This is a genomic window from Allobosea sp. P4_E12 (assembly GCF_056401655.1).
The window spans coordinates 290,376-314,290 of sequence record NZ_JBFUIY010000007.1 but is presented as its reverse complement, the minus strand read 5'-3'; the positions used below and the strand labels follow the sequence as shown (position 1 = coordinate 314,290).

At 64.6% G+C, this 23,915-nt stretch carries 21 protein-coding genes; 13 read left to right on the top strand and 8 right to left on the bottom strand.

All coding sequences use genetic code 11. The features are described from left to right. The coding region (locus tag AC1DW9_RS11950) for a transporter substrate-binding domain-containing protein (RefSeq protein WP_476855095.1) at positions 1 to 284 on the bottom strand (284 nt) is incomplete at its 3' end. 210 nt (positions 285 to 494) lie between these two features. Here AC1DW9_RS11950 and AC1DW9_RS11945 point away from each other — a divergent pair. The 3 genes from AC1DW9_RS11945 to AC1DW9_RS11935 all read left to right on the top strand — a co-directional run bounded on the left by AC1DW9_RS11945 (position 495) and on the right by AC1DW9_RS11935 (position 4,333). Further along, positions 495 to 1,187 carry a GntR family transcriptional regulator gene (locus AC1DW9_RS11945; protein ID WP_441489910.1) on the top strand — a complete coding sequence of 231 codons (693 nt, stop codon included), beginning with the start codon at positions 495 to 497 and terminating at the stop codon, positions 1,185 to 1,187. Positions 1,188 to 1,364: 177 nt separating this feature from the next. Further along, entirely contained in the window at positions 1,365 to 2,741 is a 1,377-nt protein-coding gene (locus AC1DW9_RS11940) for a M20/M25/M40 family metallo-hydrolase (RefSeq protein ID WP_476776340.1), read from the top strand. 176 nt (positions 2,742 to 2,917) lie between these two features. Continuing rightward, positions 2,918 to 4,333, top strand: a complete 1,416-nt coding sequence (locus AC1DW9_RS11935) for an FAD-binding oxidoreductase (RefSeq protein ID WP_441505817.1) — start codon at positions 2,918 to 2,920, stop codon at positions 4,331 to 4,333. Between the two features lie 132 nt (positions 4,334 to 4,465). Here AC1DW9_RS11935 and ampC read toward each other — a convergent pair whose 3' ends face one another. Then, on the bottom strand, positions 4,466 to 5,641 hold the full coding sequence (gene ampC / locus AC1DW9_RS11930; protein WP_441489907.1) for a class C beta-lactamase: 1,176 nt from the start codon (positions 5,639 to 5,641) through the stop codon (positions 4,466 to 4,468). A gap of 96 nt (positions 5,642 to 5,737) precedes the next feature. Between ampC and AC1DW9_RS11925 the strand changes: the two genes are divergently transcribed. The 8 genes from AC1DW9_RS11925 (at position 5,738) to AC1DW9_RS11890 (ending at position 15,384) form a co-directional block, all read left to right on the top strand. Further along, a complete protein-coding gene (locus AC1DW9_RS11925) occupies positions 5,738 to 6,625 on the top strand; it encodes a LysR family transcriptional regulator (protein WP_441489906.1) in 888 nt (295 codons plus the stop codon). A gap of 526 nt (positions 6,626 to 7,151) precedes the next feature. Then, positions 7,152 to 9,995 (top strand): autotransporter domain-containing protein, encoded by a 2,844-nt coding sequence (locus tag AC1DW9_RS11920; protein WP_476855094.1) that lies wholly within the window; start codon positions 7,152 to 7,154, stop codon positions 9,993 to 9,995. 89 nt (positions 9,996 to 10,084) lie between these two features. Further along, positions 10,085 to 11,065 (top strand): Gfo/Idh/MocA family protein, encoded by a 981-nt coding sequence (locus AC1DW9_RS11915; RefSeq protein ID WP_441505819.1) that lies wholly within the window; start codon positions 10,085 to 10,087, stop codon positions 11,063 to 11,065. A gap of 154 nt (positions 11,066 to 11,219) precedes the next feature. Next, positions 11,220 to 12,431 carry a GGDEF domain-containing protein gene (locus AC1DW9_RS11910; protein WP_441505820.1) on the top strand — a complete coding sequence of 404 codons (1,212 nt, stop codon included), beginning with the start codon at positions 11,220 to 11,222 and terminating at the stop codon, positions 12,429 to 12,431. Positions 12,432 to 12,514: 83 nt separating this feature from the next. Beyond that, positions 12,515 to 12,814, top strand: a complete 300-nt coding sequence (locus AC1DW9_RS11905; RefSeq protein ID WP_441489902.1) for a hypothetical protein — start codon at positions 12,515 to 12,517, stop codon at positions 12,812 to 12,814. An 80-nt stretch (positions 12,815 to 12,894) separates the two neighbouring features. After that, on the top strand, positions 12,895 to 13,410 hold the full coding sequence (locus AC1DW9_RS11900) for an ImmA/IrrE family metallo-endopeptidase (RefSeq protein WP_441489901.1): 516 nt from the start codon (positions 12,895 to 12,897) through the stop codon (positions 13,408 to 13,410). 68 nt (positions 13,411 to 13,478) lie between these two features. Beyond that, positions 13,479 to 13,754, top strand: a complete 276-nt coding sequence (locus tag AC1DW9_RS11895) for a YARHG domain-containing protein (protein WP_441489900.1) — start codon at positions 13,479 to 13,481, stop codon at positions 13,752 to 13,754. Positions 13,755 to 13,869: 115 nt separating this feature from the next. Continuing rightward, a complete protein-coding gene (locus AC1DW9_RS11890) occupies positions 13,870 to 15,384 on the top strand; it encodes a helicase HerA domain-containing protein (protein WP_069880451.1) in 1,515 nt (504 codons plus the stop codon). 8 nt (positions 15,385 to 15,392) lie between these two features. On the opposite strand, the gene AC1DW9_RS11885 is transcribed toward AC1DW9_RS11890, so the two are convergent. Next, positions 15,393 to 15,959, bottom strand: a complete 567-nt coding sequence (locus AC1DW9_RS11885) for a TIGR00645 family protein (RefSeq protein ID WP_441489899.1) — start codon at positions 15,957 to 15,959, stop codon at positions 15,393 to 15,395. A 272-nt stretch (positions 15,960 to 16,231) separates the two neighbouring features. Here AC1DW9_RS11885 and AC1DW9_RS11880 point away from each other — a divergent pair, with 272 nt between their 5' ends. Both AC1DW9_RS11880 and xth read left to right on the top strand, forming a co-directional pair. Beyond that, entirely contained in the window at positions 16,232 to 16,681 is a 450-nt protein-coding gene (locus AC1DW9_RS11880; RefSeq protein ID WP_441505821.1) for a BA14K family protein, read from the top strand. 188 nt (positions 16,682 to 16,869) lie between these two features. Continuing rightward, the gene (gene xth, locus AC1DW9_RS11875) at positions 16,870 to 17,655 is read left to right on the top strand and encodes an exodeoxyribonuclease III (protein ID WP_441505822.1); all 786 of its coding nucleotides are present in this window, start codon (positions 16,870 to 16,872) and stop codon (positions 17,653 to 17,655) included. A gap of 64 nt (positions 17,656 to 17,719) precedes the next feature. Here the strand turns inward: xth and AC1DW9_RS11870 are convergent, their stop codons facing one another. The 5 genes from AC1DW9_RS11870 to AC1DW9_RS11850 form a co-directional block, all read right to left on the bottom strand. After that, entirely contained in the window at positions 17,720 to 18,160 is a 441-nt protein-coding gene (locus AC1DW9_RS11870) for a hypothetical protein (protein WP_441505823.1), read from the bottom strand. Between the two features lie 392 nt (positions 18,161 to 18,552). Beyond that, entirely contained in the window at positions 18,553 to 19,506 is a 954-nt protein-coding gene (locus AC1DW9_RS11865) for a tetratricopeptide repeat protein (protein WP_441505824.1), read from the bottom strand. Next, on the bottom strand, positions 19,493 to 21,223 hold the full coding sequence (gene ilvD / locus AC1DW9_RS11860; protein WP_441505825.1) for a dihydroxy-acid dehydratase: 1,731 nt from the start codon (positions 21,221 to 21,223) through the stop codon (positions 19,493 to 19,495). The genes AC1DW9_RS11865 and ilvD overlap by 14 nt, the downstream gene beginning before the upstream one ends. Before the next feature lie 278 nt (positions 21,224 to 21,501). Continuing rightward, positions 21,502 to 22,083, bottom strand: coding sequence for a YqaA family protein (locus AC1DW9_RS11855; RefSeq protein ID WP_441505826.1), 582 nt, complete (start codon positions 22,081 to 22,083; stop codon positions 21,502 to 21,504). A 160-nt stretch (positions 22,084 to 22,243) separates the two neighbouring features. Beyond that, positions 22,244 to 23,872 (bottom strand): alkaline phosphatase D family protein, encoded by a 1,629-nt coding sequence (locus AC1DW9_RS11850; protein WP_441505827.1) that lies wholly within the window; start codon positions 23,870 to 23,872, stop codon positions 22,244 to 22,246. Positions 23,873 to 23,915 lie beyond the last annotated feature (43 nt).

Here is a 23,915-nt window from a genome sequence, read left to right as displayed (position 1 = left end):
GCCGGGATGCGGTTATTGACCTCGAGCGGCACGAACTCGACGGGGACGCCGAGCTCCTTGCCGAAGAGCGCCGCGATATCGGCATCCAGCCCATCCTGCTTGCCGGCGCTGGTGACGAAGCCCCAGGGCGGATTGTCGCCCTGGATGCCCACGACCAGCTTGCCCTTCGCCTTGATCTCCGCCGGCGTCACCGCCAGCGCAGGCCGCAGCAACAGGCTCGGCGCCGCAAGCCCGACCGCGCCGGCCAACAGAGCCTGACGGCGGTTCAATTTCGACTTGATCATTCTCGTTCCTCCCCGGGATGGCCGTTACGGCTCTGCCGCCATTGGGCGCCTCTCGGGCGACCTTGCGAGCACATTACATCTAGCGAAGCCGTCATCAACCGATAATATCATAATCATCCGATGATATTGATTTCAGCCGTCACTCATTGGTTCTGGCGCGGAGGCTGCACGCGTCGTAGGACGGCCCTCTCGAAAAGGTGCGCGCAGGGCATGGCGGACATCGTGACGGATTTTGCAGGCGACGACATCGCGCCGATCTCGACCGGCGAACAAGCCTATGAGCGCATCCGCACGGACATCGTCTTCGGGCGTCTTCGCCCCGGCCAACGCCTGCCATTGGAAAAATTGCGGACAGCGTATGGCGTCGGGATCGGCACCCTGCGCGAAATCTTCAGCCGCCTCACTCCGGAAGGATTGATCACGGCAGAGGGACAGCGCGGTTTCCAGGTTGCGCCGTGCTCGGCCGAGGATCTGAAGGAGATCGCGGCGCTTCGGCTGCTCATCGAGAGGAGCGCCCTGGCGCAGTCATTCCAGTCCGGCGACATGGAATGGGAAGGCCGCGTCGTTGCCGCCCATCACAAGCTGGCGCGGATGGAAGCGAGCCTGCTCGCGGGCGACCGCACGCAAGCGGAGCAGTGGAAGCGCTACGACTGGGAATTTCACCAGGCCCTGGTCTCGGCCTGCGGCTCCAAGGCCCTGCTGAATGTCCATTCCGGCGTCTATGACCGTTACCTTCGGTACCAGATGGTCTTCGTGATCTTCCGCGGCGCGATTGCAGCCGAAGAGCACAAGGCGCTGCTCGGCTGTGCACTGAGGCGGGACGCTGTGGAGGCTCAGGCTATTCTGGAGCAGCACATCCAGGGCTGCCTCGACTTCGCCTTTCACAATCAACTGATCACCTGATCCAGCAGACGCCATCGGCCCGGCCGTCGCAAGGCCGTTGGCGACAGCAGCGACGGACCGGCATCCAGCGTCCGGAGATGGCGCGCATTCATGTCGCGCATGGACGGGTTTGCCGCGGCCATCGTAACCAGAACGGGTGCGACTTTGGCTCTCCTAATTCTGGCAGGTGCAAGACTTATGGCTTCCTCCGACACCTTGGCCGCGGTTTTCGATCATATCGAGGCGAACCGCGCCCCTTTCCTTGATCGTCTGATCGATTATCTGCGCCACCCGAGCATCAGTGCCGAGAATATCGGCATCGCTGAAGTCGGAGAACTGCTGGTCAAGATGCTGACCGATATCGGGCTCGAGACCGAACTGGTGCCCACCGAAGGGCACCCCATGGTCATCGGGCGTTGGGAAAAGGCGCCGGGCAAGCCCACAGTGCTGCTCTACGGCCACTATGACGTGCAGCCGCCCGATCCGCTCGACAAATGGCTCTCGCCGCCCTTCGAGCCGACGATCCGCGACGGCCGGCTCTATGCGCGCGGGGTCGGCGACAACAAGGGCCAGCATTTCGCACAGATGATGGCGATCGAATCGCATCTTAAGGTGCATGGCACGCTTCCCTGCAATGTCATCCTCCTGCTGGAAGGCGAGGAAGAGATCGGCAGCCCGCACATCGCCGACTTCGTGCGGGCCAACAAGGACAAGCTGAGGGCCGATCTCGCCGTCACGGCCGATGGTCCGCGCCATGCCAGCGGTGCGGCCGCGATCAAGTTCGGCTCACGCGGCGTGATCTCCTTCGATCTGCGCTGTCGTCACGCCAATCGGGACGTGCATTCCGGCAATTTCGGTGGCGTGGTGCCAAATCCGATCTGGACGCTCGTACACCTGCTCGGCACCATGAAGAATGCTGCGGGCGAGATCACCATCGCGGGCCTCCACGACGATATCGAGCCGCCGACACCAGAGGAACTCGCGGCTATCGAGCGCCTCCCCCGCGCCGCCGAGGCGGTGAAGCAGAGCCTGGGGCTTGATCGCCTGGACGCACCTGCCGACCGCCCCTTCTACGAGCGCCTCTGCTTTCGTCCGACACTGACCATCAACGGCTTCCACGGCGGCTATGGCGGGCCCGGCACCAAGACCGTGCTGCCGAACGAAGCTTTCGTGAAATGCGATATCCGCCTGGTCGAGGCGCAGGACCCGGAGGACATTCTGCGCAAGGTCGCGGACCATGTGGCCAAGCATGCCCCAGAGGTCGAGTTCATCGCTCAGGACAGGGGGATGCAGCCCTCGAAGACTCCCATCGCCTCGCCCTTTACGACGCCGTTGCGCCAGGCCTTTGTCAAGGCCCAGGGCGAAGAGCCACTGCTGATCCCCGCGGGGTTCGGCAGCCTGCCAGGCTATGTCTTCACCAAGATCCTCGGCATTCCCGCCTTCGTCACCCCTTACGCGAACCCCGACGAAGCGAACCATGCGCCAAATGAGAACCTGACTCTCGACTGCTTCTACAGCGGGCTTCGCACCGGCGCGGCGCTCCTGCACGAACTCGGTCAGTCGCCGGCACGCTGAACACCTGAGCCGGGCGAGCTGTAGCCCGCCCGGCCTTCACCGCAATCCACGATGACCACGGCTGGCCTCAGACGAAGATCGACTAGGCTCGGCGGACATGATTGAACCGCCGCCTGCTTCATGCGGGCTGCGGTTCAACCCTCACGTTCACGCTCGCGGCTTTCCAGGAGAACGCAATGTCCACGCCCCCCCTGAACGAGCTCGAGCAGATCGTTGGAGCCGACCATGTCCTGACCGACGCTGACGCCATCGCGCCGTTCTGCGAGGACTGGCGCGGCCGGCGACACGGACTTGCCCGCGCTGTGGTCCGGCCAGCCGACGTCCGGCAGGTCGCAGAGATCGCAGCTTGGAGCCAGCGCCACCGCGTTCCGCTGGTCCCGCAGGGCGGGAATACCGGCCTCGTCTTCGGGGGGATTCCCGATGACAGCGGCCAAGCGGTTGTCGTCCAGCTTGGCCGCATGAACCGCATCCGCGAGATCGACACCGTCAACGCCGTTGCCATCGTGGAGTCCGGCGTAGTTCTGCAGACTTTGCAGCAGCGCGCACGCGATGCCGGCCTGTTCTTTCCCGTCAGCCTCGCCGCCGAAGGCAGTTGCCAGATCGGTGGCACGATCGCCACCAATGCCGGCGGAACGGCGGTTTTGCGCTACGGCAACATGCGCGACCAGGTGCTCGGGCTGGAGGTCGTGCTGCCCGACGGCCGGGTGTGGAACGGCCTGCGCGCGTTGCGCAAGGACAACACCGGTTACGACCTGAAGCATCTCTTCATCGGTTCGGAAGGAACTCTCGGCATCGTCACCGCCGCCGTGCTGAAACTGCACGCTGCACCGCAGGCGCGCGCGACCGCCCTGGCCAGCGTCCGGGATTTCGCAGCGGCTTTGCGCCTGTTCCAGCTAGCCCGCTCGCGCGCTGCCGACGTCCTCTCTGGCTGCGAGTGCTTTACCGAGGACTGCCGCGCCCTGGTCGAAACCCATGCTCCGCATGTCACCCAACCGGCACTACGCGGCGGCGTCTATGTGCTGCTGCAACTCGATGCGGCGACGCCGGAAATTCCGCTCGAAGCGATCCTGGAGAGTGTTCTCTCCGAAGGCTTCGAGCAGGAGATCGTCGAAGACGCCGTCATCGCCCGTTCCCTGGCACAGGCCGAGCAGCTTTGGGCACTCCGCGAGAACATCACGGAAGCACAGAAGCGCGCAGGCCCCAGCTTCAGCCATGATGTCTCCACCCCGATCAGCGCCATCCCGGCTTTCGTCGATCGCTGCCTGACGGCGCTGAATGCGATCGACGCGCGCCTGCGCCCGATCGTTTTCGGCCATATCGGCGACGGCAATCTGCATTTCAATCTGTTGGCACCGGCCGGTGCCGACGCCACCGAGCGCCACGCACTGCATAAGCAGGTCGAGACGGCGCTCTATGATCTCGTCGAGGCTTTCGACGGCAGCATCAGCGCCGAGCACGGCCTGGGCGAGCTCAAGCGCGACCTCATCGAAATCTATAAGCCGCCATTCGACCTGGAGCTGATGCGAGGCGTCAAGCGCCAGTTCGACCCTGCGAACCTGATGAATCCGGGCAAGGCGGTGCGGCTGGTCTGACGCGGCCGCTCGATTTCGGGTCCGCGCGTCGCGGCATCACGGCACAATCGGAGCGGTAGCAGCAGGACGCGCGGCCCCTGCAAGGCAGCCTGCTCCGTTTGTCCTTCGTCAGGCGAATGCAACCAGCCAGACTTACTCGGCAAGCCGCGACAACACCTGATGCGCGGCCTTCACCCGCGCATCATTGGGGTAGTTCTTGTTCGCGAGCATGACGATCCCGATCTTCTTTGCCGGGACATAGGCGACGTAGCCGCCAAAGCCATTGGTCGACCCGGTCTTGTTGAGGATCACGTCGCTCCGCGGCGCCATCGGCGGCTCGATCGCAACCGCGGGGACGCCGTTCAGGATCATCTTGGCCGAGTTGCCGGCGACGAGTTTATCCAGCTCGACCGGATAGGGGTATTGCTCCCAGATCAGATCCTGGATGAGCTCGCTCGCGCGGAAATACCCGGTATGGGTCGCCCGCGCAGCGACGGCCGCCTTCCCCGGCACGGTGCCGATGCCCATGTTCACCTCCAGGAAGCGGATCATGTCGACGGCATTGGATTTGACCCCATAGGCTTCGGTCGCGAGGAGGCCCGGGGAGACCCGCATCGGCTTGTCCTCCCGGTTGTAGCCCCACGCGTAACTCTTCATTTCCGCCGCGGGGACGTTGATATAGGTCCGGCGCAGCCCGAGATCCGGGAACAATCGCCGCTCCATCAACGTCTCGAAGCTTGCTCCCATCGCCTTCGCGGTGACGACGCCGAGAAGACCAATGCTCGGGTTGGCGTAATTTCGGTATGTGCCGGGAGTGAAGCGCGGCTTCCAGGCGCGATAATAGGCCATGAGCTGCTTCTGATCCTTGACGTCGTCAGGGACCTGAAGCGGAAAGCCGCCAGCCGTATGCGTGCCGAGATCCAGCAATCGCACATCGTCCAGGGCACTGCCCTTCAACTCGGGCATGTGTTGGCTGACACTGTCGTTCAGCGACAACTTGCCCTCGATCTCGGCATAGGTCGCGAGCGTCGCCGTAAAGGTCTTGCTGATCGACCCCAGCTCGAAGAGCGTGTCCCGCGTAACAGGAACCCTGGGTTCCTTCGAGGCCAGGCCGTACTCGATGAAGTAGCGCTTTCCATCGATCGTCACGGCAACAGCCAGGCCGGGGATCCCGTGCTGCTCGATCACCGGCTTCACCGCTTCGTCGACGGCCTGGCGCACGCGGGCGTCCTGATCGGGGCCTGCGCCGTGGGCGCTGGACAGACTGCCCAGCGTGCCGGCGAGAACGCTGGCTGCCAGACCGGCGTAGAGTCGTTTGGACAAGGGCATCTCCWTCCAAWTCGGAATGGGCGCCGTTTATGACCCCTTCGAACTCCCGGCAAACGATGATAAGTCGGATCAGCCATAAGTTAAATTTGGGCATCGATGGTTCGACCTTTTCTGCCACTCAACGCGTTGCGGGCGTTCGAAGCATCGGCCAGGCATCTCAGCTTCACGCGGGCCGGCATCGAACTCGCGGTGACGCAAGCCGCCGTGAGCCAGCAGGTTCGCTCTCTCGAGCAGAGATTGGGCGTTCAGTTGTTCCGCAGGCTCCCGCGCGGCCTCAGGATCACGGCAGAGGGCGAAGCCCTCCTTCCCGTCGTGAGCGATGCCTTCGATCGCCTGGCCACGACGCTCGACAGGGTTGGGTCGGGAAAGGTCCGCGAACTGCTCGTGGTCGGAGCGGTGGGCACCTTCGCGGTCGGCTGGCTGCTGCCCCGGCTCGAGGACTTCAGGCGCGCTCATCCGTTCGTCGAGCTGAGGCTCTCCACGAACAACAATCGGGTCGATCTGGCTGCCGAAGGATTGGACTTCTCCATTCGGTTCGGCAACGGCGCCTGGCACGGTCTCGATGCTACGGAGCTGTTCGAGGCGCCCCTGACGCCGCTCTGTACGCCCGAACTGGCCGCCGCCCTCCATGCGCCGCAGGATCTCGGCACGCTCACTCTGTTGCGCAGCTACCGCATGGACGAGTGGAGCCGCTGGTTTGCTGCCACTGGCGCGGACATGCCGCCCAACATTGCAGGCGCCATCGTCTTCGACTCGTCGCTCGCGATGATGGAGGCCGCCGAACAAGGGGTCGGAGTAGCCCTCGCCCCGGCTCTCATGTTCTCGCGCCAATTGCGCAACGGCTCGATCCGGCGACCGTTCCCGGCCTCGATCTCGCTTGGAAGCTATTGGCTGACCAAGCTCAAATCGCGGAAGCCGACGGCTGCCATGCTGGCCTTCGCCGACTGGATTGCGGCCCAGGAACCGGATTCTCGGAACGAGTAATTCGGCAATATGCGCCAGCAGCATTCGGCCGGCGGCCGAAGTGTCCAGTGCGCCTGCATTGAAGTGCCGGCAGAGGTTCGGCGATCGCACATCGCTCTGGAACGCGATACGCGAATGGCGATCGGCCAGGCGAGCAGGACGGGCAGAGATGGCCAATTGCGGACCCCAGCCCCTGAGCTCACCGCAGGGCCTTCGTCCTTGGCTTCGAGGCCCAAAGCAATGCGAAAGGAGTGGAGCGCGAACCTGGCGCCCGCACTCAGTAGGGATGCCGGTCCTGCTTCTCATCCAGGCCTCATAGGCCTTGAGCCCGGTCTCGCGCTCGAAATTCTCGGTCACCGCGATGCAACGCGCAGACCAGGGTTTGGCAAAGTCCTCATACTGGAAGGCGTCGTCGAAGTGTCCGAACCAACTTGACCCCACCTTCACCATACGAAATCTGCCGTATTGACGGTGAGGAGATACGGCCGCAAAGCCTTGGACCGACGATCATCGACCGGACCACCCGATTCCTGCCTTTGAGGCCTGCGTGCCGTCCTTGCCTAAGAAAGCCGCCGCTGCCCTGTTGCTGACGACGGCGCTGGCGAGTGCTGCTTCAGCCCAGTCGGGCGGCCTCCTTACCGATCCCAGTATGTGGAGACCCCCCGAATACAAGGCTCAATGGGGACTCGATTATATCAATGCCGCAAACGCTTATGCGCGAGGCGTCGACGGCACGGGCATCCTGGTTGGCGTTGTGGACAGCGGAGTGTTCACCGGGCATTCCGAATTCGCAGGCCGCTTTGGGGGTGGCTACGACTATATCGCGAACACCGCTCTTGTGACCGACCCCGGAGGGCACGGCACGGGCGTCGCCTCAGTAATCGCTGCCAATCGCGACGGCATCGGCATGCATGGCGTGGCGCCAGGCGCTACGATCCTCAGCGCGCGCGTCTTTGATCAGGATGGAATTCCGGCGCCGTCTTCAGGCTTCGTTGCAGCCTACGATGGGCTCGTTGCCCGGGGGGTGCGCGTCATCAACAACAGCTGGGGCAGCTTCGATCCTGTCACGTCGGTGACGCAGAGCGAGCTTGCTCGATGGCAGGAGCTGCCGGCCTATCGTCGTGCAGTGGCATCTGGCGCCCTGTTGGTCTGGGGTACAGGGAATGACGAGCGGACCCAGCCGAGCATCGAAGCCGGCCTGCCCTATCATTTCCCGGAACTGGAGCGCGGCTGGCTGGCCGTGGTGGCCTACGGACCAGGCTACGAGCCGTTGTACACGAACCGCTGCGGCGTGGCCAAGAACTGGTGCCTGACGGCTCCCGGCGGCGGGGACTGGTGGGGCGAATTTCCAGACGATCCCATCGTCGTCGCCGACAAGAACGGCGGATACACCAAGGTCAACGGCACGTCGTTTGCAGCTCCCCATGTCTCAGGTGCAGCGGCCCTGGTCTGGCAGATGTTCCCGTTCTTCAGCGCCGATCAGGTGCGCCAGACCCTGCTCGGCACCGCCCGGGACATCGGCGCTCCCGGCGTCGACGACATATTCGGCTACGGCCTGCTCGATGTCGGCAAGGCAGTGCTCGGACCTGGCCGTTTCGATTGGGGCGATTTCGTCGTCGAGCAGCCCGGCGGCCTCGCCGTCTTCGGAAACGACATCGTCGGGACCGGCGGTCTCGTCAAACGCGGCGCGGGCGAACTCATGCTCACGGGCCACAGCTCCTATGCCGGTGCGACACGCGTCGACGGCGGCTTTCTCTCGATCATGGGCAGCATCGCCTCGCCGACCAGTATCGGTGCGGCCGGCACGCTCACTGGTTCCGGCCTGATCACGGGCTCAGTCACCAATGCCGGCACCCTCTGGGCCGGCGATAGCCGCGGCGCTGGCACGCTGACCATCAGCGGCAATTACGTGCAGCAGGCCGGTGGCATTCTGGTTCAGCAGGTCGGCCCAATCGGTGGGCGGAACCACCTTGCCGTCACCGGCACCGCCAGCCTTTCCGGCCTCGTCGCCATGGGAGGCCGGGCGCAACTCTTGCCGCGCTTCCAGACCATGCCGGCGCTCAGCGCCGGACAGGGCCTCATCGGCCGCTTCGACGGCATCGAGGGGCCGCCGGGCGATGGTTCGGCGCCCTTCATCCAGGCGAGCCTGCGTTACCAGCCGAACACGGCGCATCTCGATATCCGCACCTTGCCCTTCGATACGCCAGGCGTCTGCGCCTCGGCCAACCAATGCGCCGCCGGCGCCGCGCTCGAACGCGGCGTTGCCGGTGCGGATCAGGATCTACGCGACGTAGCGGGGTTGCTGCAGGCCGCCGGCACGCGGGATGGCGCGCGACAGGCCCTTGCCGGCCTCTCCGGCGAGGCGCATGCCAGCCTTGGTACTCTCGCCCTCGGCGGCTCTGCCCCCTTCAGTGCCATGATCTCGCAACGGCTCAGCGATCTGCGCTCCGGCCCGGCCGAACCCACCGCAACCGGCGCCGCAATGGCTTATGCATCGAGCGCCGCGGCGAGTCCCGCCGCAGCGCTGCTGAGGCGCCTGCCGTCCGGACCGGCAGCGGCCCAGAACAATGTCTGGGCGCGGGGTTATGGCATCATCGGGACGCTTGGTGGCAATGCCAATGCCGGCGGGGCCGAGTATCGCGGCGGCGGGATGATCGCCGGTTTTGACCGGCAGATCACTCCGGAAATTCTGGTCGGGCTCAGCGCTGGCTACTCCAGCACTGACGCCGAATTCCGCAACTTCTCCGGCAAGGGCGGCATCAAGGCCTATGAAGGCGCGCTCTATGGCGGCTACACACGCGGCCCGCTGCGCCTTGATGGTACCTTCGGTTATGCCCGCCTCGATTTCGAATCTGAGCGCAGCATCAGCTTCGGTGGGCTCTCTCGCCAGGCAAGGGCCGAATACGGTGGCGATCGCTTCACCGGCGCCCTCGAAGCCGGCTACGCCCTTGATCTCGGTTGGTCTAAGCTCGAGCCGCTGGCGGCACTGCGTTACAGCTATCTGCAGCAGGACGGATTCAGCGAGACCGGCGCTGGCAGCATTGGCCTGACGGCCGGCAAGCAATCCGCGGAAAGCCTCCTCGGCAGCCTGGGCCTGCGCCTGGCGAAGGAGTTCGATCTCGCCTCCAGCCGCGTCGCTGTCGAGCTTCGTGGCCGCTGGCAGCACGAGTTCCTCGACGATGCGATGGTGCTCGATACCGCCTTCATTGGGGCGCCTGCGGCCTCCTTCCCGGTCCAGGGCGCGAGAGTGGCGCGCGACAGCGCCATCCTCGGCCTGGGCCTGTCGGCACGCGCTGGCCGCTACGCCACACTGTTCGCCGACTATGATGTCCGGCTCAATGCCGACGCCACCACCCATGTATTCACCGCCGGGCTGCGCGCCACATGGTAGCGACGCGTGATTACGGCCGCTCGCGCGCTCGTGGCGCTGACGGAATCCTGCTATCGCGCTCCTCGGCTCAGAGCAGGGATTTTTAGGCGATGCAGAACGGCACTCTCTCGATCGGGATCATTGGCGCAGGCATCATGGGTGAGCGGCTGCTGCACGCCATTCTCGACCAGTCCCAGGAACTGGTGAAGGTCAGCGGCGTCTGGGATCCGGCGCCTTCGGCAATGGAGCGCATGGCCGCAACCTTCCCGCAGGTTCCGCGGCTGACTGACGCCGCAGCGGTCGTCGCCGCCAGCGACTGCGTCTATATTGCCTCGCCTCCAGCCTCCCACCTCACCCACGCGCGCGCCGCCATCAGCGCCGGCAAGAGTGTCTTTTGCGAGAAACCGCTGGCGGTCGATGTCGCCGATGCGCGCGCCTTTGTTGCGGAAGCCGGCGACAGAGGCGCGGTCAATTTCCCCTTCGCGTCCTCGCTCGCCGTAGCGACATTGATGGAGTGGATCGCACAGGGTGCGGTCGGCACTCTGTCCCGCGTCTCGATCGAAGTCGCCTTCGCGACCTGGCCGCGCCCCTGGCAGGCCGACGCCGCGGCCTGGCTGGACAGAACCCCGCAGGGCGGTTTCACCCGCGAGGTCGTGTCGCATTTCCTCTTCCTGAGCCGCAGGCTGGTTGGCCCCCTGCATGGGCTCACGGCGAGCGTGGCCTTCCCGGAGGCGGGCAAATCGGAGCGCCGGATTGAGGCCAGGTTGCTGGCCGGGGACATCCCCGTCGCGCTCAAGGGCAGTGTCGGGAGCACTGGGAAGGATGACCACAATATCTGGATGCTGGAAGGTGATAGGGGCGCGGTCCGGCTTTGCGACTGGTCGATCGCCGAACGCCGTCTGCCCGATGGCAGCTGGGAACGCGCTGCCGACGCATTGTCACAGGCGGATGCACGCCCCGTCGCACTCAGGCGCCAGCTCCAGGGTGTCATCCGCCTCACGCAGGGCGGGCCGCATCATCTCGCGACGCTGCCTGAGGCCCTGAACGTTCAGGAGATCGTCGAGGCCATCCTGGCCAGCGAGCATGGCTAGGAATGGCGTTAGGGCGCGGGCCGCGCGCCTTCCCTCGCATTCTCATCACCGGCGCAAGGCTTCCGAAACCGTCCCCGCGCACACCCGCAGCGATTGCGACGCAGTGCCCCTCTCCCCAACGGAGTGTTAGGCACTCCGCTCGCAGGCTTGTGCGGTGAGTGCTTTGGAACAGGTCATAGACGCCGCGGAAAACGCGCCCCCGGCGCCTGCGCGCGACAGTTCCTATGCAGGGCAGCGCGCGCGAGGCTTCAAGCGCCTGCGCTTCGTCTCGGGGCTGGAAGACGAATACCGCCGCTATATGCGCATCGAGCAGCGGATGAGCACGCTGGTCTGCGCGCTCACCGCGCTCGGAATCTGGCTCGTCTTCATCGCGCTCGACATCGCACGGATCGACCCGCTGACGGAATATCGGGCGCAGCGCTACGACGCCCTGGCCGCAGCCGCTCTGCGCTGGATCACGCTCGCCGTCCTGCTTTCCCTGATCTCGGTCCTCGTCGGCAAGCGTCTGCCCCGTGCCTATAACCGGCTGAGCTTCCTCGTTCTCGTGCTGATTGGAACGACGAGTGCAGTCAGCGCCAATGTCTTCAAGCTGCGCGGCCTCGCCCAGGCGGATCTGGCCGGCTTCGTCATCATCATGGCGGTGTTCCTGCCGGTCGGCCTGACCTTCCATCAAAGCGTCGCGGCAGCGATGCTGATCGCTGTCCTGAATGCTCTGCTCGGGTTCGTCATGCTCGATCCCGGCCATATCCATGAGCATATCCGGATCTCGATCCTGATGTTCTTTGCCGTCTTCGTCGGCGCGGTCGGCGCCTATCTGCGCGAATACACCCAGCGCGATCACTTCCTGCTGCGTCGGATGCTGCACAACCGCGCCATGTCCGACGCACTGACCGGTATCGGCAATCGGCGCTTCTTCGAGGAGCACGCCGCAACGGCCTTGCGCCAGGCCAGGCGCGAGCGCGCCGGTCTCGTCTTCGCCATTCTCGATGTCGATCACTTCAAGAAGTACAATGACCGCTACGGACACCAGGCCGGCGACCTGGCTCTGCGCAGCCTGGCCCGCGCGCTCGAAGCGAGATTGCGGCGGCCGATGGACATGGTTGGGCGCCTGGGAGGCGAGGAATTTGGCCTGATCCTCTATGGGGTCAGGCCTGATACGGCATGCGCCATGCTTGATAATCTCGTCCGCGCGGTCTCCTCGCTCGACATTCCCCATGACGCCTCGGACACTGCCCCTCACCTGACGGCCAGCGTCGGCGCGGCCCTCTTCGACGGCCTTGAAACACTGGAGCAAATCTACAGGCGGGCGGACGGTCTGCTTTACGTAAGCAAGGCGAAGGGCAGAGACCGGTTTACGCTTGGCTAGCGGCTGTGCAGGCGACGCGCTATGCTGGATCAGGCCCGGTTTGAACGCGTAGAACGCGCGGGCACTCCTGCGGAGGTTCCGCCATGATCAGCGCAGCCCTTCTCTCACTATCACTATCAACCGGTCTCTTCGTTCCCGTTTCCGATGGGCCGCCGCGCTTCGATGTCGTCAACACGTGCCGCGACGTCGGCCGTTCCAGCATGGGGGTCGGTCGTACCGCCCAGGCCTGCCAGGACGACGAGAACCAGGCGCGCGCGACGTTGGTACAACGCTGGTCGGCCTATCCAGCGCAGAGCCGCAACACCTGCGTCGAGAGCGCGCAACTCGGCGGCCCGCCCAGCTATGTCCAGGTCCTGACCTGCCTCGAGATGGCCCCGCGCTAGCTGCGCAAGCCTGATGATCCTGGATTGAGCATTGGCAAAGAGCGCGCTAGGCTGCTCCCGCTCCGTCACGGGAGGCTGTCATGAAGCCCGCATTCCTGACCGATGCCCAGATCGATGCCCGCGCCTTGAGCCATCGCCGCGAACTCGGCTTCCGCGACGAACAGGGCATTGATTTCATGATCCTGATGGCGCGGCTGAAGGCCCGCTACCCGAATTTTGCCTATGAACGTGTACCGGACGGCCAACTCGCCGACGCCGAGGCGCAATGGGATTCTGAGACCAAGCGCCTTCGGATCCCGGAACCCGTGTTTCTCGCGGCCCTGCGCGGCGAAAGCCGGGCGCTGATGACCATCGCCCATGAGGTCGGACATGCCCTGCTCGGCCATGAAGGCATCCTGCATCGCGCCCCTGCCGGCTCGCAGGCCGAGCGCCTCTCGGCCAAGGTCCGGGCGATGGAGTATCAGGCCCGGCGCTATGCCGCCGCCCTGCTGATCCCGAATATCGAAGCGATCCGCCATATGAGTGCGGGCGAAATGAGCGAACATTTCGGAGTCAGCATGAGCGCCGCCATGCTGCGCAAGAGCGAGTTGAAATAGCCCCGCTTGCCCGGGCTCGTCCGGCGGCCCAATCTTGCATCGAGCCGACTCGATTCAAGAAGTGAACCATGCCGCACAAGACATTGATGATCATGGCATTCCTGACTTTGACAGGAATGCCTGCGCCGGCTCTCGCGCAGCAAACCTGCGATGAGCTCTGGTATGCCCGCAACGAGATCTACAAGGCGCAGGGCTACTGCTTCCGCACCCAGCGCGGTATCGCGGCCTTTGGTAATGCCGGCTGCCAATACGACAATGCCGAGGAGCTGCCGCTGTCGAACACCCAGCGCCGCATGATCGCCGACATTCAGCGTGAAGAACGCGCGCGGCGCTGCCTGCGCTGATCTGCCGGGGCCGATAGTTGTGGAAGGCCGGCCGTATCCGGCCATCGGCCAGTTGCAGTGTGTTAGAAGCGCCGGTCCGGGAACAGGGCGGCAGACGGAGCAGCAAGACCAGAGCATGACGACGGGCATCGACATGGGCTTGACCCAGGGTGGACAACCCGCGCTGCTTGATCTCGCCGAATTGCTGGCGACGCGCCTGCTGGTCCAAGGCAATTCCGGCTCAGGAAAGTCGCATCTGCTGCGCCGGCTGCTGGAGCAAAGCGCACCGCTGGTCCAGCAAGCCGTGATTGATCCGGAGGGCGATTTCGTCTCGCTGGCCGGTCAGTTCGGCCATGTCGTGGTCGACGCCGCCTGCGGCGAGGCCGAATTGCAGCGTATCGCCATCCGCGTCCGCCAGCATCGTGTCTCGATCGTGCTCAACCTCGAGAATCTCGACGCCGACGAGCAGTTGCGCGCGACGGCCGCCTTTCTCGGCGGGCTGTTCGACGTCGATCGCAGCATGTGGTTCCCGATCCTGGTCGTCGTCGACGAGGCGCAGCTCTTCGCGCCCGTCATGGCCGGCGAAGCGTCGGACGAAGCGCGTCGCCTCTCCCTCGGCGCCATGACCAATCTGATGTGCCGCGGCCGCAAGCGCGGCCTCGCCGGGGTGATCGCGACTCAGCGTCTCGCCAAGCTTGCCAAGAACGTCGCGGCCGAGGCCTCGAACTTCCTGATGGGCCGCACCTTCCTCGATATCGACATGCAGCGCGCCTCCGACTTGCTCGGCATGGACCGGCGCCAGGCCGAGATGTTCCGCGACCTCGAGCGTGGCCAGTTCGTCGCATTGGGCCCGGCGCTGTCGAAACGCCCCTTGCCGCTCAGGATCGGCGCCGTGTCCTCGGTCGATCGCGGCAGTGCGCCCGGCCTGATGCCCCTGCCCGAACAGGCCCCGGAGGATGCGAGCAAGCTCATTTTCGAAGCGGGCGAGAACGAACCTCCCGTCACCTCCTGGGTCCCGCGTCCCACGCCGCGGCCGCGCCCGGCAGCCAATGAAGTGCTCCGCCAGATCGAGAGCTATCGCCCTGCCCCCGCCGTCGAGCCGGAGCCCGAGATTCCGATGGAACCGGAAGAGCGCGAGGCGATCATGACCGAGATCCTGCGCGATCTGATGGAGGACCCGGAAACGCGGAGCCGCCAGGTCGCCGTGGTCTATCAGGACTTTACGGTGCGCTGCCGCATGCGCCGCGTCGGTCAATCCTCGCTCAGCCTCGATGACTTCCGCCGGCGGCTTGCCGTAGCCCGCGCAGGCGCGAGTGAGGACATCACGGCGTCCCATGCCTGGCAGGTCTCGCTCGACGCCGCAGCCACCCTGCCGGACGACCTCCAGAGCCTGTTTCTCTACATTGCCCGCACCGCGATCGAGGGCGCTCCCGCCCCGACCGACGCCGAACTCGCCGAGGTCTATGGCAGCCATTCGCCGGGCCGCGCCCGCCGCGTTCTGGGTTATATCGAGGAGCGTGGGCTCCTCGTCTGCCATGTCGATTTTCGCGGCCAACGCACGCTGGCATTGCCGACGATCGGCGTCGAGACTGCGCCAGGCCAGGCGCAGCCGCGCAGCACCAAGGGGATGCCGCGCGGTCTCAGGGCCTGACCCGCGGCTCAGTGGCCCTTGCCGGCCGGCAGAGTGATCTTGTCGACCCAGGCGATCCCCATGGCCGAGAAGATGAAGACGACGTGGATCACCGTCTGCAGGATGACCCCGGTCTCGGTGTAATTCGTCACCCGCCCCGTATTGCCGATATTGCCGGCCTCGATGAAGGTCCTGAGCAGGTGGATAGACGAGATGCCGATGATCGCCATAGCGAGCTTGATCTTCAGGACGCTCGCATTGACATGGCTCAGCCATTCCGGCTGATCGGGGTGACCATGGAGCTTCAGGCGCGAAACGAATGTCTCGTAGCCGCCCACGATGACCATGATCAGCAGGTTGGAGATCATCACCACATCGATCAGCCCGAGGACGACCAGCATGATCTGCTGCTCGCCGAACTGCGTCGCATGTGTAACGAGGTGGACCAGTTCCTTCAGGAACAGGAAGACATAGACGCATTGCGCGACGATGAGGCCGAGATAGAGCGGCACCTGCAGCCAGCGCGAGCCGAAAATGATCATCGGCAACGGCTTCATCGCCTCGGCAGGGGGCAGCGTCGGGTTCTGGTGCAGCATAGAGTGGTTCCGGATGCGGGAAGGGATCGTGTTGCGAAGCAACATCATGCCGTCGCTAGATGGTGCGGAAGCGCCTGCGAGACAAGCGCCAATCCTGAGCCGAACTTTGCATCGAAATGCTGAAATGCGATGACGAAGCGCCGTAAGGATGAAATTTCACGGATCTTGACGGTCGGGGCTTTCACGCCGTCGCCTTGCACTATAAAATTGCCATGGATTGGAGGAACACTGGCGTTCCTCTCACGTTCGAGAGGAAAGGAGAAAGTTTCGTCATGATCAAGACCCTCGCCATCGCCACCGCGCTGCTAGGAGGCGTCGTTCTGACCGCCCCGGCGAGCGCCGCGCCGTTGAGCGCGACGACTGGCTCAGCAGCGGCTGTCGCCGAATCGGGCAAGGATCTGATTCAGAGCGTGCAGTACCGGAGATATTACGGCCCCGGCTACGGCTACCGCGGCGGCTATTATCGCGGCGGACGCGGTGCGGCCGTCGGTGCCGGCATTGCAGCGGGCGCCATCGGCGCACTGGCAGCTGGCGCATTGCTTGCGCCTGGTCCGGTCTACGCCGCTCCGGCCCCTGTCTACGGCGGCCCCGTCTATGGTGGCCCGGTTTATGCCTCCCCGGATGCCGATGCAGTCGCCTATTGCGCGCGCCGGTTCCGCAGCTACGACCCCGAGACCGGAACCTATATCGGCGCGGGCGGCGTGGTGCGCGCCTGTCCCTGAGCGCTGACGCGCATTCAGCGCCACGACATCGAGCCTCTCCATGGCGACATGGGGAGGTTTTTGATGGGGAGATGTGCTGTTTGGGCACGGATACTGACGCCATTTGGCATGACCGGCACCACTGCAGGGTTGTCAGCGGCCGATCTCTGACGCTTATTCAGCCCTCGACCTGACTCGGAGCCAGCCCGTTGCGCATTGCCACCTGGAACGTCAATTCGGTCCGCCAGCGGCTTGGCCATCTGCTCGATTTCCTCAGGGAATCCGAGCCCGACGCCCTATGCCTGCAGGAGCTGAAATGCGTCGACGGGGATTTCCCGCGGCGCGAAATCGAGGAGGCCGGCTGGCAGGTCGAGACCCATGGCCAGAAGACCTTCAACGGCGTCGCGATTCTCAGCCGCGCCAGGCTCGAGGATGTCCGCCGCGGCTTGCCGGGAGACGATGCCGACGAGCAGGCTCGCTATCTCGAGGGCGTGCTGGCCTATGCCGGTGGCGTAGTCCGTATCGCCTCGATCTACCTGCCGAACGGCAATCCGCCCAATACCGAGAAATATCCCTATAAGCTTGGCTGGATGCGCCGCCTGACCACCCATGCGCAAATGCTGCTTGCCCAGGAAGAGCCGCTGGTCCTGGCCGGCGATTACAACGTCATCCCCGAGCCACGCGATGCACGCGACCCCGCGGCCTGGGTCGATGACGCGCTGTTCCTCCCGCAGACCCGGGCCGCCTTCCGCGGGCTCGTTAATCTCGGTTTCACCGAAGCGCTGCGCTCGACCACGGATTCCGGCGGGCTTTACACCTTCTGGGATTATCAGGCTGGCGCCTGGCAGCGGAACAACGGCATCCGGATCGACCATCTGCTGCTTTCGCCGCACGCTGCAGACAGGCTTGCCGCTGTCTCGATCGCCAAACATGTCCGCGGCTGGGACAAGCCGTCGGATCATGTGCCGGTCATCGTGGAGTTGAAGGCAGCGTGATCAGCGCGTCCTTGCGCGGCTATTGCCCGGACCAAGCGTCGTCCGCGTCGCATGGAACGGCTTGTCAGTAGCAGACCAATACGCGGCGAGCGACGGCGTAACCCCACTGGTCGTAGTGCTGCTGCCACGCATAGTAGCAGCCGTCATTGTAATAGGTGTTGTAGTAATAGGGCGCCCCGACGCCGAATGCGAAGGCCGGGCCGACGAAGAACCGGTTATGGTTGAACCGCTGTTGGTGGAAGAAAACCGACCGACCGGCAAAGACTGGGCGGGCAAAACCGGGATGGGCGAAACCGCCCCCTCCGAAGCCAGCCATTCGGCCGCCGCCGCCGTGGAAGGCCATGTGGAAGCCTCCGCCACCGCCATGGAAGCCTCCGCCACCCTGGAAGCCGCCGCCGCCGCCGAACCGCGCCTCGGCTGGCGCCGACCATGCGATGACACCGACTGCCATGACCGCGGCGAAAGCAGCGGCAGTCGTCTTGGTGATGCTGAGCATTGAGGTCATGACGAATCTCCCATCAAGTGAGCCTCGCCTTGCGGTGAATCTCCGCCTTACCGCATGAACATACGATGAACATTGATCCGTGTTCAGGCCTCGGACAAGCCGGCGCCATCACATCTCGGTGTGCGCCCGTTTCGCCCGGCGCGGCCCGCTTCCGGAATTGTGCGGCCGCCGAAGAGCAGACGGCGCGCGCCAGAAAACCGGCGCGGTTCGCGGCAGCTCCGACTGGCGACATCCGGAGCCGGGGCGCGAGCAACGGTTTTCCCACGCAACGACAAGGCGAGGATGTATGCAGGGCTGAAGGAGAGAGCGATGCGGTGGGCACGGCAGGGCGTACTTGCCCGCCATGCGTTACGCCGCCGCGTGGGGCGGCCAGAGACGTCGGTGTACGGCTTTCAGCGTTCGCTGGAGCGGCCTGCAACCTGCTGGCGCTCAACCAGCGATAGCGCCGCGTTGCGGTCACTCACGGAAGCCGCAGCGAAGGCCGCGTCATAGCGCTCGAAGATCCAGGCTTCACGCGCCGGATCGGCAGCATCGCGTGCCAGAGCCAGCCACATCAGCCCTTGTGAGACCTGACGCGGAACGCCATCGCTGCCACGAACCAGCATGTCGCCAAAAACGGCACGCGCCGGCACATGCCCCTTCTCGGCTGCAAGCTTCATCCAGCGCGCTGCCTGCCGCTGGTCGCGGCCGGTGCCCTGCCCGTTCATGTAGAGCCGGGCAAGATTGTACTGCCCGTCGGGATCGCCGAAATAGGATGCGGCATAGTGGAACATATCGAAGGCCCGGTCGATATTGGGCTTCACATAGGAGCCCTTGATGCCGTCCGTGAAATAGCTGCCGAGCGCTACGAAGGCGCTGCCAACGATACGCCCGTCGGCCGTGCCGGGAATCGCATCGGCATTCTCGTCCGCAATCTTCGAGAAGTACTCGAAGGCCTTCAGATCATTGCTGGGAACGCCTTCGCCACCGGCATACATCCGGCCGAGCTTGTACTGGGCAGTGAGGTGGCCGTGAGCCGCGGCATATTCGAGCGCGCGCACGGCGCCGGCCTGATCACCAGCCGTCGAATCGCGCATCCAGGCCTTCAGCGCATCGCGCGCGCTGGCGAAGGGCGCCAACGGCAGCGCGGCATGCGCGGCGGGAGCGTTCGGCGCAGGCGCCAGCACGCGGCCATTGGGGAGGGCCTGCAGGCCCGCGGGAGGCGGCCCCTCGGGCTCCGGCAGCGGAGCGCCCGGAATCGAGCGCGGCGGGATCGGTGCCCGGCCCATGACATCCTGCGACCAGGCTGCCGACTGGCAGCCCAGGATCAGGAATGTTCCAGCTATGATGGTCTCAGATATCCGCATAGCAATGGGTTTCTGCCGCCCCTCCTGGGTGGGTCACGGCCCCGCCCTTGGCGGAGCCGACCGTTTGCGCGTATTTCCACAGCGCGCCCGAATTGTAGTCGGTCCTGCGCGGTTTCCAGGCCTTACGACGCTCCTCAAGTTCGGCATCAGAAAGGCGGCACGCGAGCTTTCCTGTGATGGCATCGAGCTCGATAATGTCACCATCGCGGATGAGGCCGATCGGCCCGCCAACGGCGGCTTCGGGGCCGACATGGCCGACGCAGAAACCGCGGGTCGCGCCGGAGAATCGCCCGTCCGTGATCAGCGCGACCTTGTCGCCCATGCCCTGGCCGTAGAGGGCCGCGGTCGTCGACAGCATCTCGCGCATGCCGGGGCCGCCCTTGGGGCCCTCGTAGCGGATGACCAGCACGTCGCCGACCTTGTACTCGCGATTGGTGACGGCCCTGAAGGCGTCCTCCTCGCAGTCGAAGCAGCGGGCCGGCCCGGTGAAGACCAGGCTCTCGGCCGGCATGCCCGCGATCTTCACGATCGCGCCCTCAGGGGCGAGATTGCCCTGCAAACCGACGACACCGCCATTGTCGGACAACGGCTTGTTGGCGGGGCGGATTACGTCCTGCTCATCGTTCCACTTCACCGAAGCGAGGTTTTCGGCAATCGTGCGGCCGGTCACGGTCATGCAGTCGCCATGCAGGTAGCCATGGTCGAGCAGGGTCTTCATCAACAGCGGAATGCCGCCGACTTCGAACATGTCCTTGGCGACATATTTCCCACCTGGCTTCAGGTCGGCGATGTAGGGGGTCTTCTTGAAGATCTCGGCGACGGCGAAGAGATCGAAATCGATGCCGCATTCATGTGCGATCGCCGGCAGGTGCAGCGCACCATTGGTCGAGCCGCCCGAGGCCGCCACGACCATGGCCGCATTCTCCAACGCCTTGCGGGTGACGATGTCGCGCGGGCGGATGTTCCTGGCGATCAGCTCCATCACCATCTCGCCGGCGGTGTAGCAGAAGGTGTCGCGCACATCGTAGGGCGCAGGCGCGCCACAGGAATAGGGCAGCGCAAGGCCGATAGCCTCGGCAACCGTCGCCATGGTGTTGGCGGTGAACTGGGCGCCGCAGGAGCCCGAGGACGGGCAGGCTGCCTCCTCCAGTTCCTTCAGGTCCTCGTCCGACATGGCGCCGACGGAGTGTTTGCCGACGGCCTCGAACACGTCCTGGACGGTGACCGGCTTGCCCTTGAAGGTGCCCGGCAGGATCGAGCCGCCATAGATGAAGATCGACGGCACGTTGAGGCGAACCATCGCCATCATCATGCCCGGAAGCGACTTGTCGCAACCGGCAAGGCCGACCAGCGCGTCATAGCAATGGCCACGCATGGTGAGCTCGACCGAGTCGGCGATGCATTCGCGCGAGGCCAGCGACGACTTCATGCCCTGGTGGCCCATGGCGATGCCGTCGGTCACCGTGATGGTGCAGAACTCGCGCGGCGTGCCCGCGGCCGAAGCAACGCCCTTCTTGACGGCCTGGGCCTGGCGCATCAGCGAAATATTGCAGGGAGCCGCCTCGTTCCAGCAGGACGCAACGCCGACGAAGGGCTGCGCGATCTGCTTCGAGGTCATCCCCATCGCATAGTAGTAGGAACGATGCGGAGCGCGCGCCGGCCCGACGCTGACATGCCGGCTGGGTAGCTTCGACTTATCGAAAACGCGCGCGTCCATTCTACCTGTCCTCGCTCCACCCTGCGCTTGCAGTGCGCGGCAGATGTGCCACGCAGCCCGCGCCACGCGCAACGTTCAGTCTCTTTGCAGGCTCGGGAAGGACATAATCTTCCAACCGGACAAACCCGACTTTAAATCATCTAAATCTCAGTGACTTAACGTCCCTCTTTGCTGGGGGCGCTTTGTGGCGGCATCGCGGCATCTGATCCAGCTCAGGACAGCGCGCATGCGATGCCTCAGCGGTGTTGCCACGATGTCACAATTTGAGGAACCGCAGCTCAGAGAACCATGGGCAGGACGAAGAACCCGCCAACGACCACCACGAGCAGAAGCGTCACGCTGAGCGGCAGGTGCCTCTCGATGAAGATGCGGATGTTGTCGCCGTAGAAGCGTAGCGCGAGCGCGATCATGGCGAAGAAGGTGACGCGTGAGATCACCATGCCGATGGTGAACTTCCAGATGTCGAAATGCAGGAAGCCCGACATGATCGTGACGATCTTGAACGGGATCGGCGTCAGCCCCTTGGTGACGAGCACCCAGAACCAGAAATCCTGCGAACTCGAGATCAGATGGGCGGCCTTGTCCTGAAGCCCGTAGATGCTGATCAGCCAGACGCCGACGGATTCATACAGGAAGGCGCCGATCGCATAGCCGAGATAGCCCCCCGTGACGGCGCCGAGCGAGCAGATCCCGGCGTAGAACCAGGCCCGGTCCGGCCGCGCGATGCACATCGGCAGCAGCAGCGGAATCGGAGGCAACGGGCTGACCGAGCTCTCGACAAAAGTCAGGGCGAAGAGCAGCCACGGCGCGGCGGGGTGGGATGCGTAGGAAACGCACCAATCATAAGCTCGCTTGAGCATGCGTCGGTTCAGTGTCTCGTGCAGTGGATCGAACGGCGCATGGCAGACTTGCACCCCGCGCGCATCTAATCGTGTCCCCGGGAATTTGCCAGAGGTCTCTTAGTTCAAGGTCAATTTGGCGACCGATTCATGTCCTGATACGGGCAGCGCAGACAGCGGTTCATTTCGGCGACATCCCCGGTTTTCCGGCCTCGACGACGAAGCTGGCACGGGTCGAGATCGCGGCTCCGGCAGTGGTAACCCGGTCCAGCACGCGGTAATCGGCCTGCCAGCCGCCTTGTGAAAGGGTATGGCGCATGTAGCCGCGCTGATTGTTGAAGAACCCGATATGCGGGTTCTTTTGCAGGGCGACCTGTCCCGCCTTTGTCGTGTCGGCTCCGTCGCCGCCCGAGGTGATCGAGGTGGCGACGAACTCGACGCCAAGCGTCCTGGACTTGGGATCGTCGAAATTGGCCTTGAGCTCGCCCGCCCAGTTCTGGTGGATGTCTCCGGTGAGCACGACTGCGTTGGCCGTGCCAGCGCTCTCCAGCGTGTCGAACAGACGCTGGCGTGCCGCCACTGCACCGTCCCATTTATCCATGCTGTAGCCGACCTTCCTGGGGTCGGGATCGCGGTCGTGGCGCATCACCATGACCTGCTGAGCCAGCACGTTCCATCGCGCTCTCGAACTGCGCAGGCCCTCGGCAAGCCAGGCCTCCTGCTTTTCGCCAAGCATCGTGTTTTCAGGCTTCAGCGCGTCAGCGCAGGCTGCGTGCGAGCCATCTCCGCAAGGCTGGTCCGAGCGGAACTGGCGGGTGTCGAGCACATCGATCTGGGCCAGATCGCCATAGAGGAAGCGCCGATAGGCCTGGATCGAAGGACCGCTCGGGATCGACGCCCGGCGCAACGGCATATGCTCATACCAGGCCTGGAATCCGGCAGCGCGGCGCAGCGCGAAGATCTCCGGGGGAACATTCTGCTCGGAGACCAGGCCTGCAAAATTGTTGTCGACCTCATGATCGTCGAACGAGACCAGCCACGATGTCGAGGCATGGGCCAGTTGCAGGTCGGGATCGGATTTGTAGATCGCATAACGATGCCGGTAGTCGGCGAGCGAATAGATCTCGTCGGGATCTCCGGGCATGACGCGCGCGACAGCCAAGGGCCGCTCGTTCGGCCGCACCATGCGGTACTCGTAGATGTAGTCGCCGTAATGGTAGATGAAATCGAAGTGCTCATCCGCAACATGGCGAAAGGCGGTGAAATGGCCGTCCTCGTAGCGCTGGCAGCCGAGCACACCGAAATGGACCCGCTCAACCGACACATTCGCCGACGGGAAGGTACGGGCACGGCCCGTGATGGTGCGCTCGCCGCCGCACGTGAAGCGGTAGAAATAGTCGCGGTTCGGTTCCAGCCCGGAGACCTCGACATGGACGGCGTGGCCGAGCTCGGGCCGGGCCAGGGCCGAGCCGCGTTGCACGATCTGGCGCATATTCGCCTCGGCACCGATCTCGTAGGTGACCTCGACAGCCTTCATGGGCATGCCGCCATTGCGCGCAAGCGGCAGGGGCGCGAGCTTGGTCCAGATCACGAAGCCATCGGCAGACGGATCGCCCGAGGCGATGCCGAGCCCGAAAGGATAGGCAGCGAAGACCGGATTGGCCCAGACCCGCTGGTCGAGCACAGCGCCGCCGGTGAGCAACAGGCCCGAGGCCGCAAGCCCCTGCAGAAAACGCCGGCGCGAGGGCGTACCCGCTTCCGTCAGGAAGTCATCGACAAGGAACCGATCGAAGGCATTGCGGCGAAACATGGCAGGGCTCCAGCAAGCGCGTTTGGAACCCTACCAGTCTTTG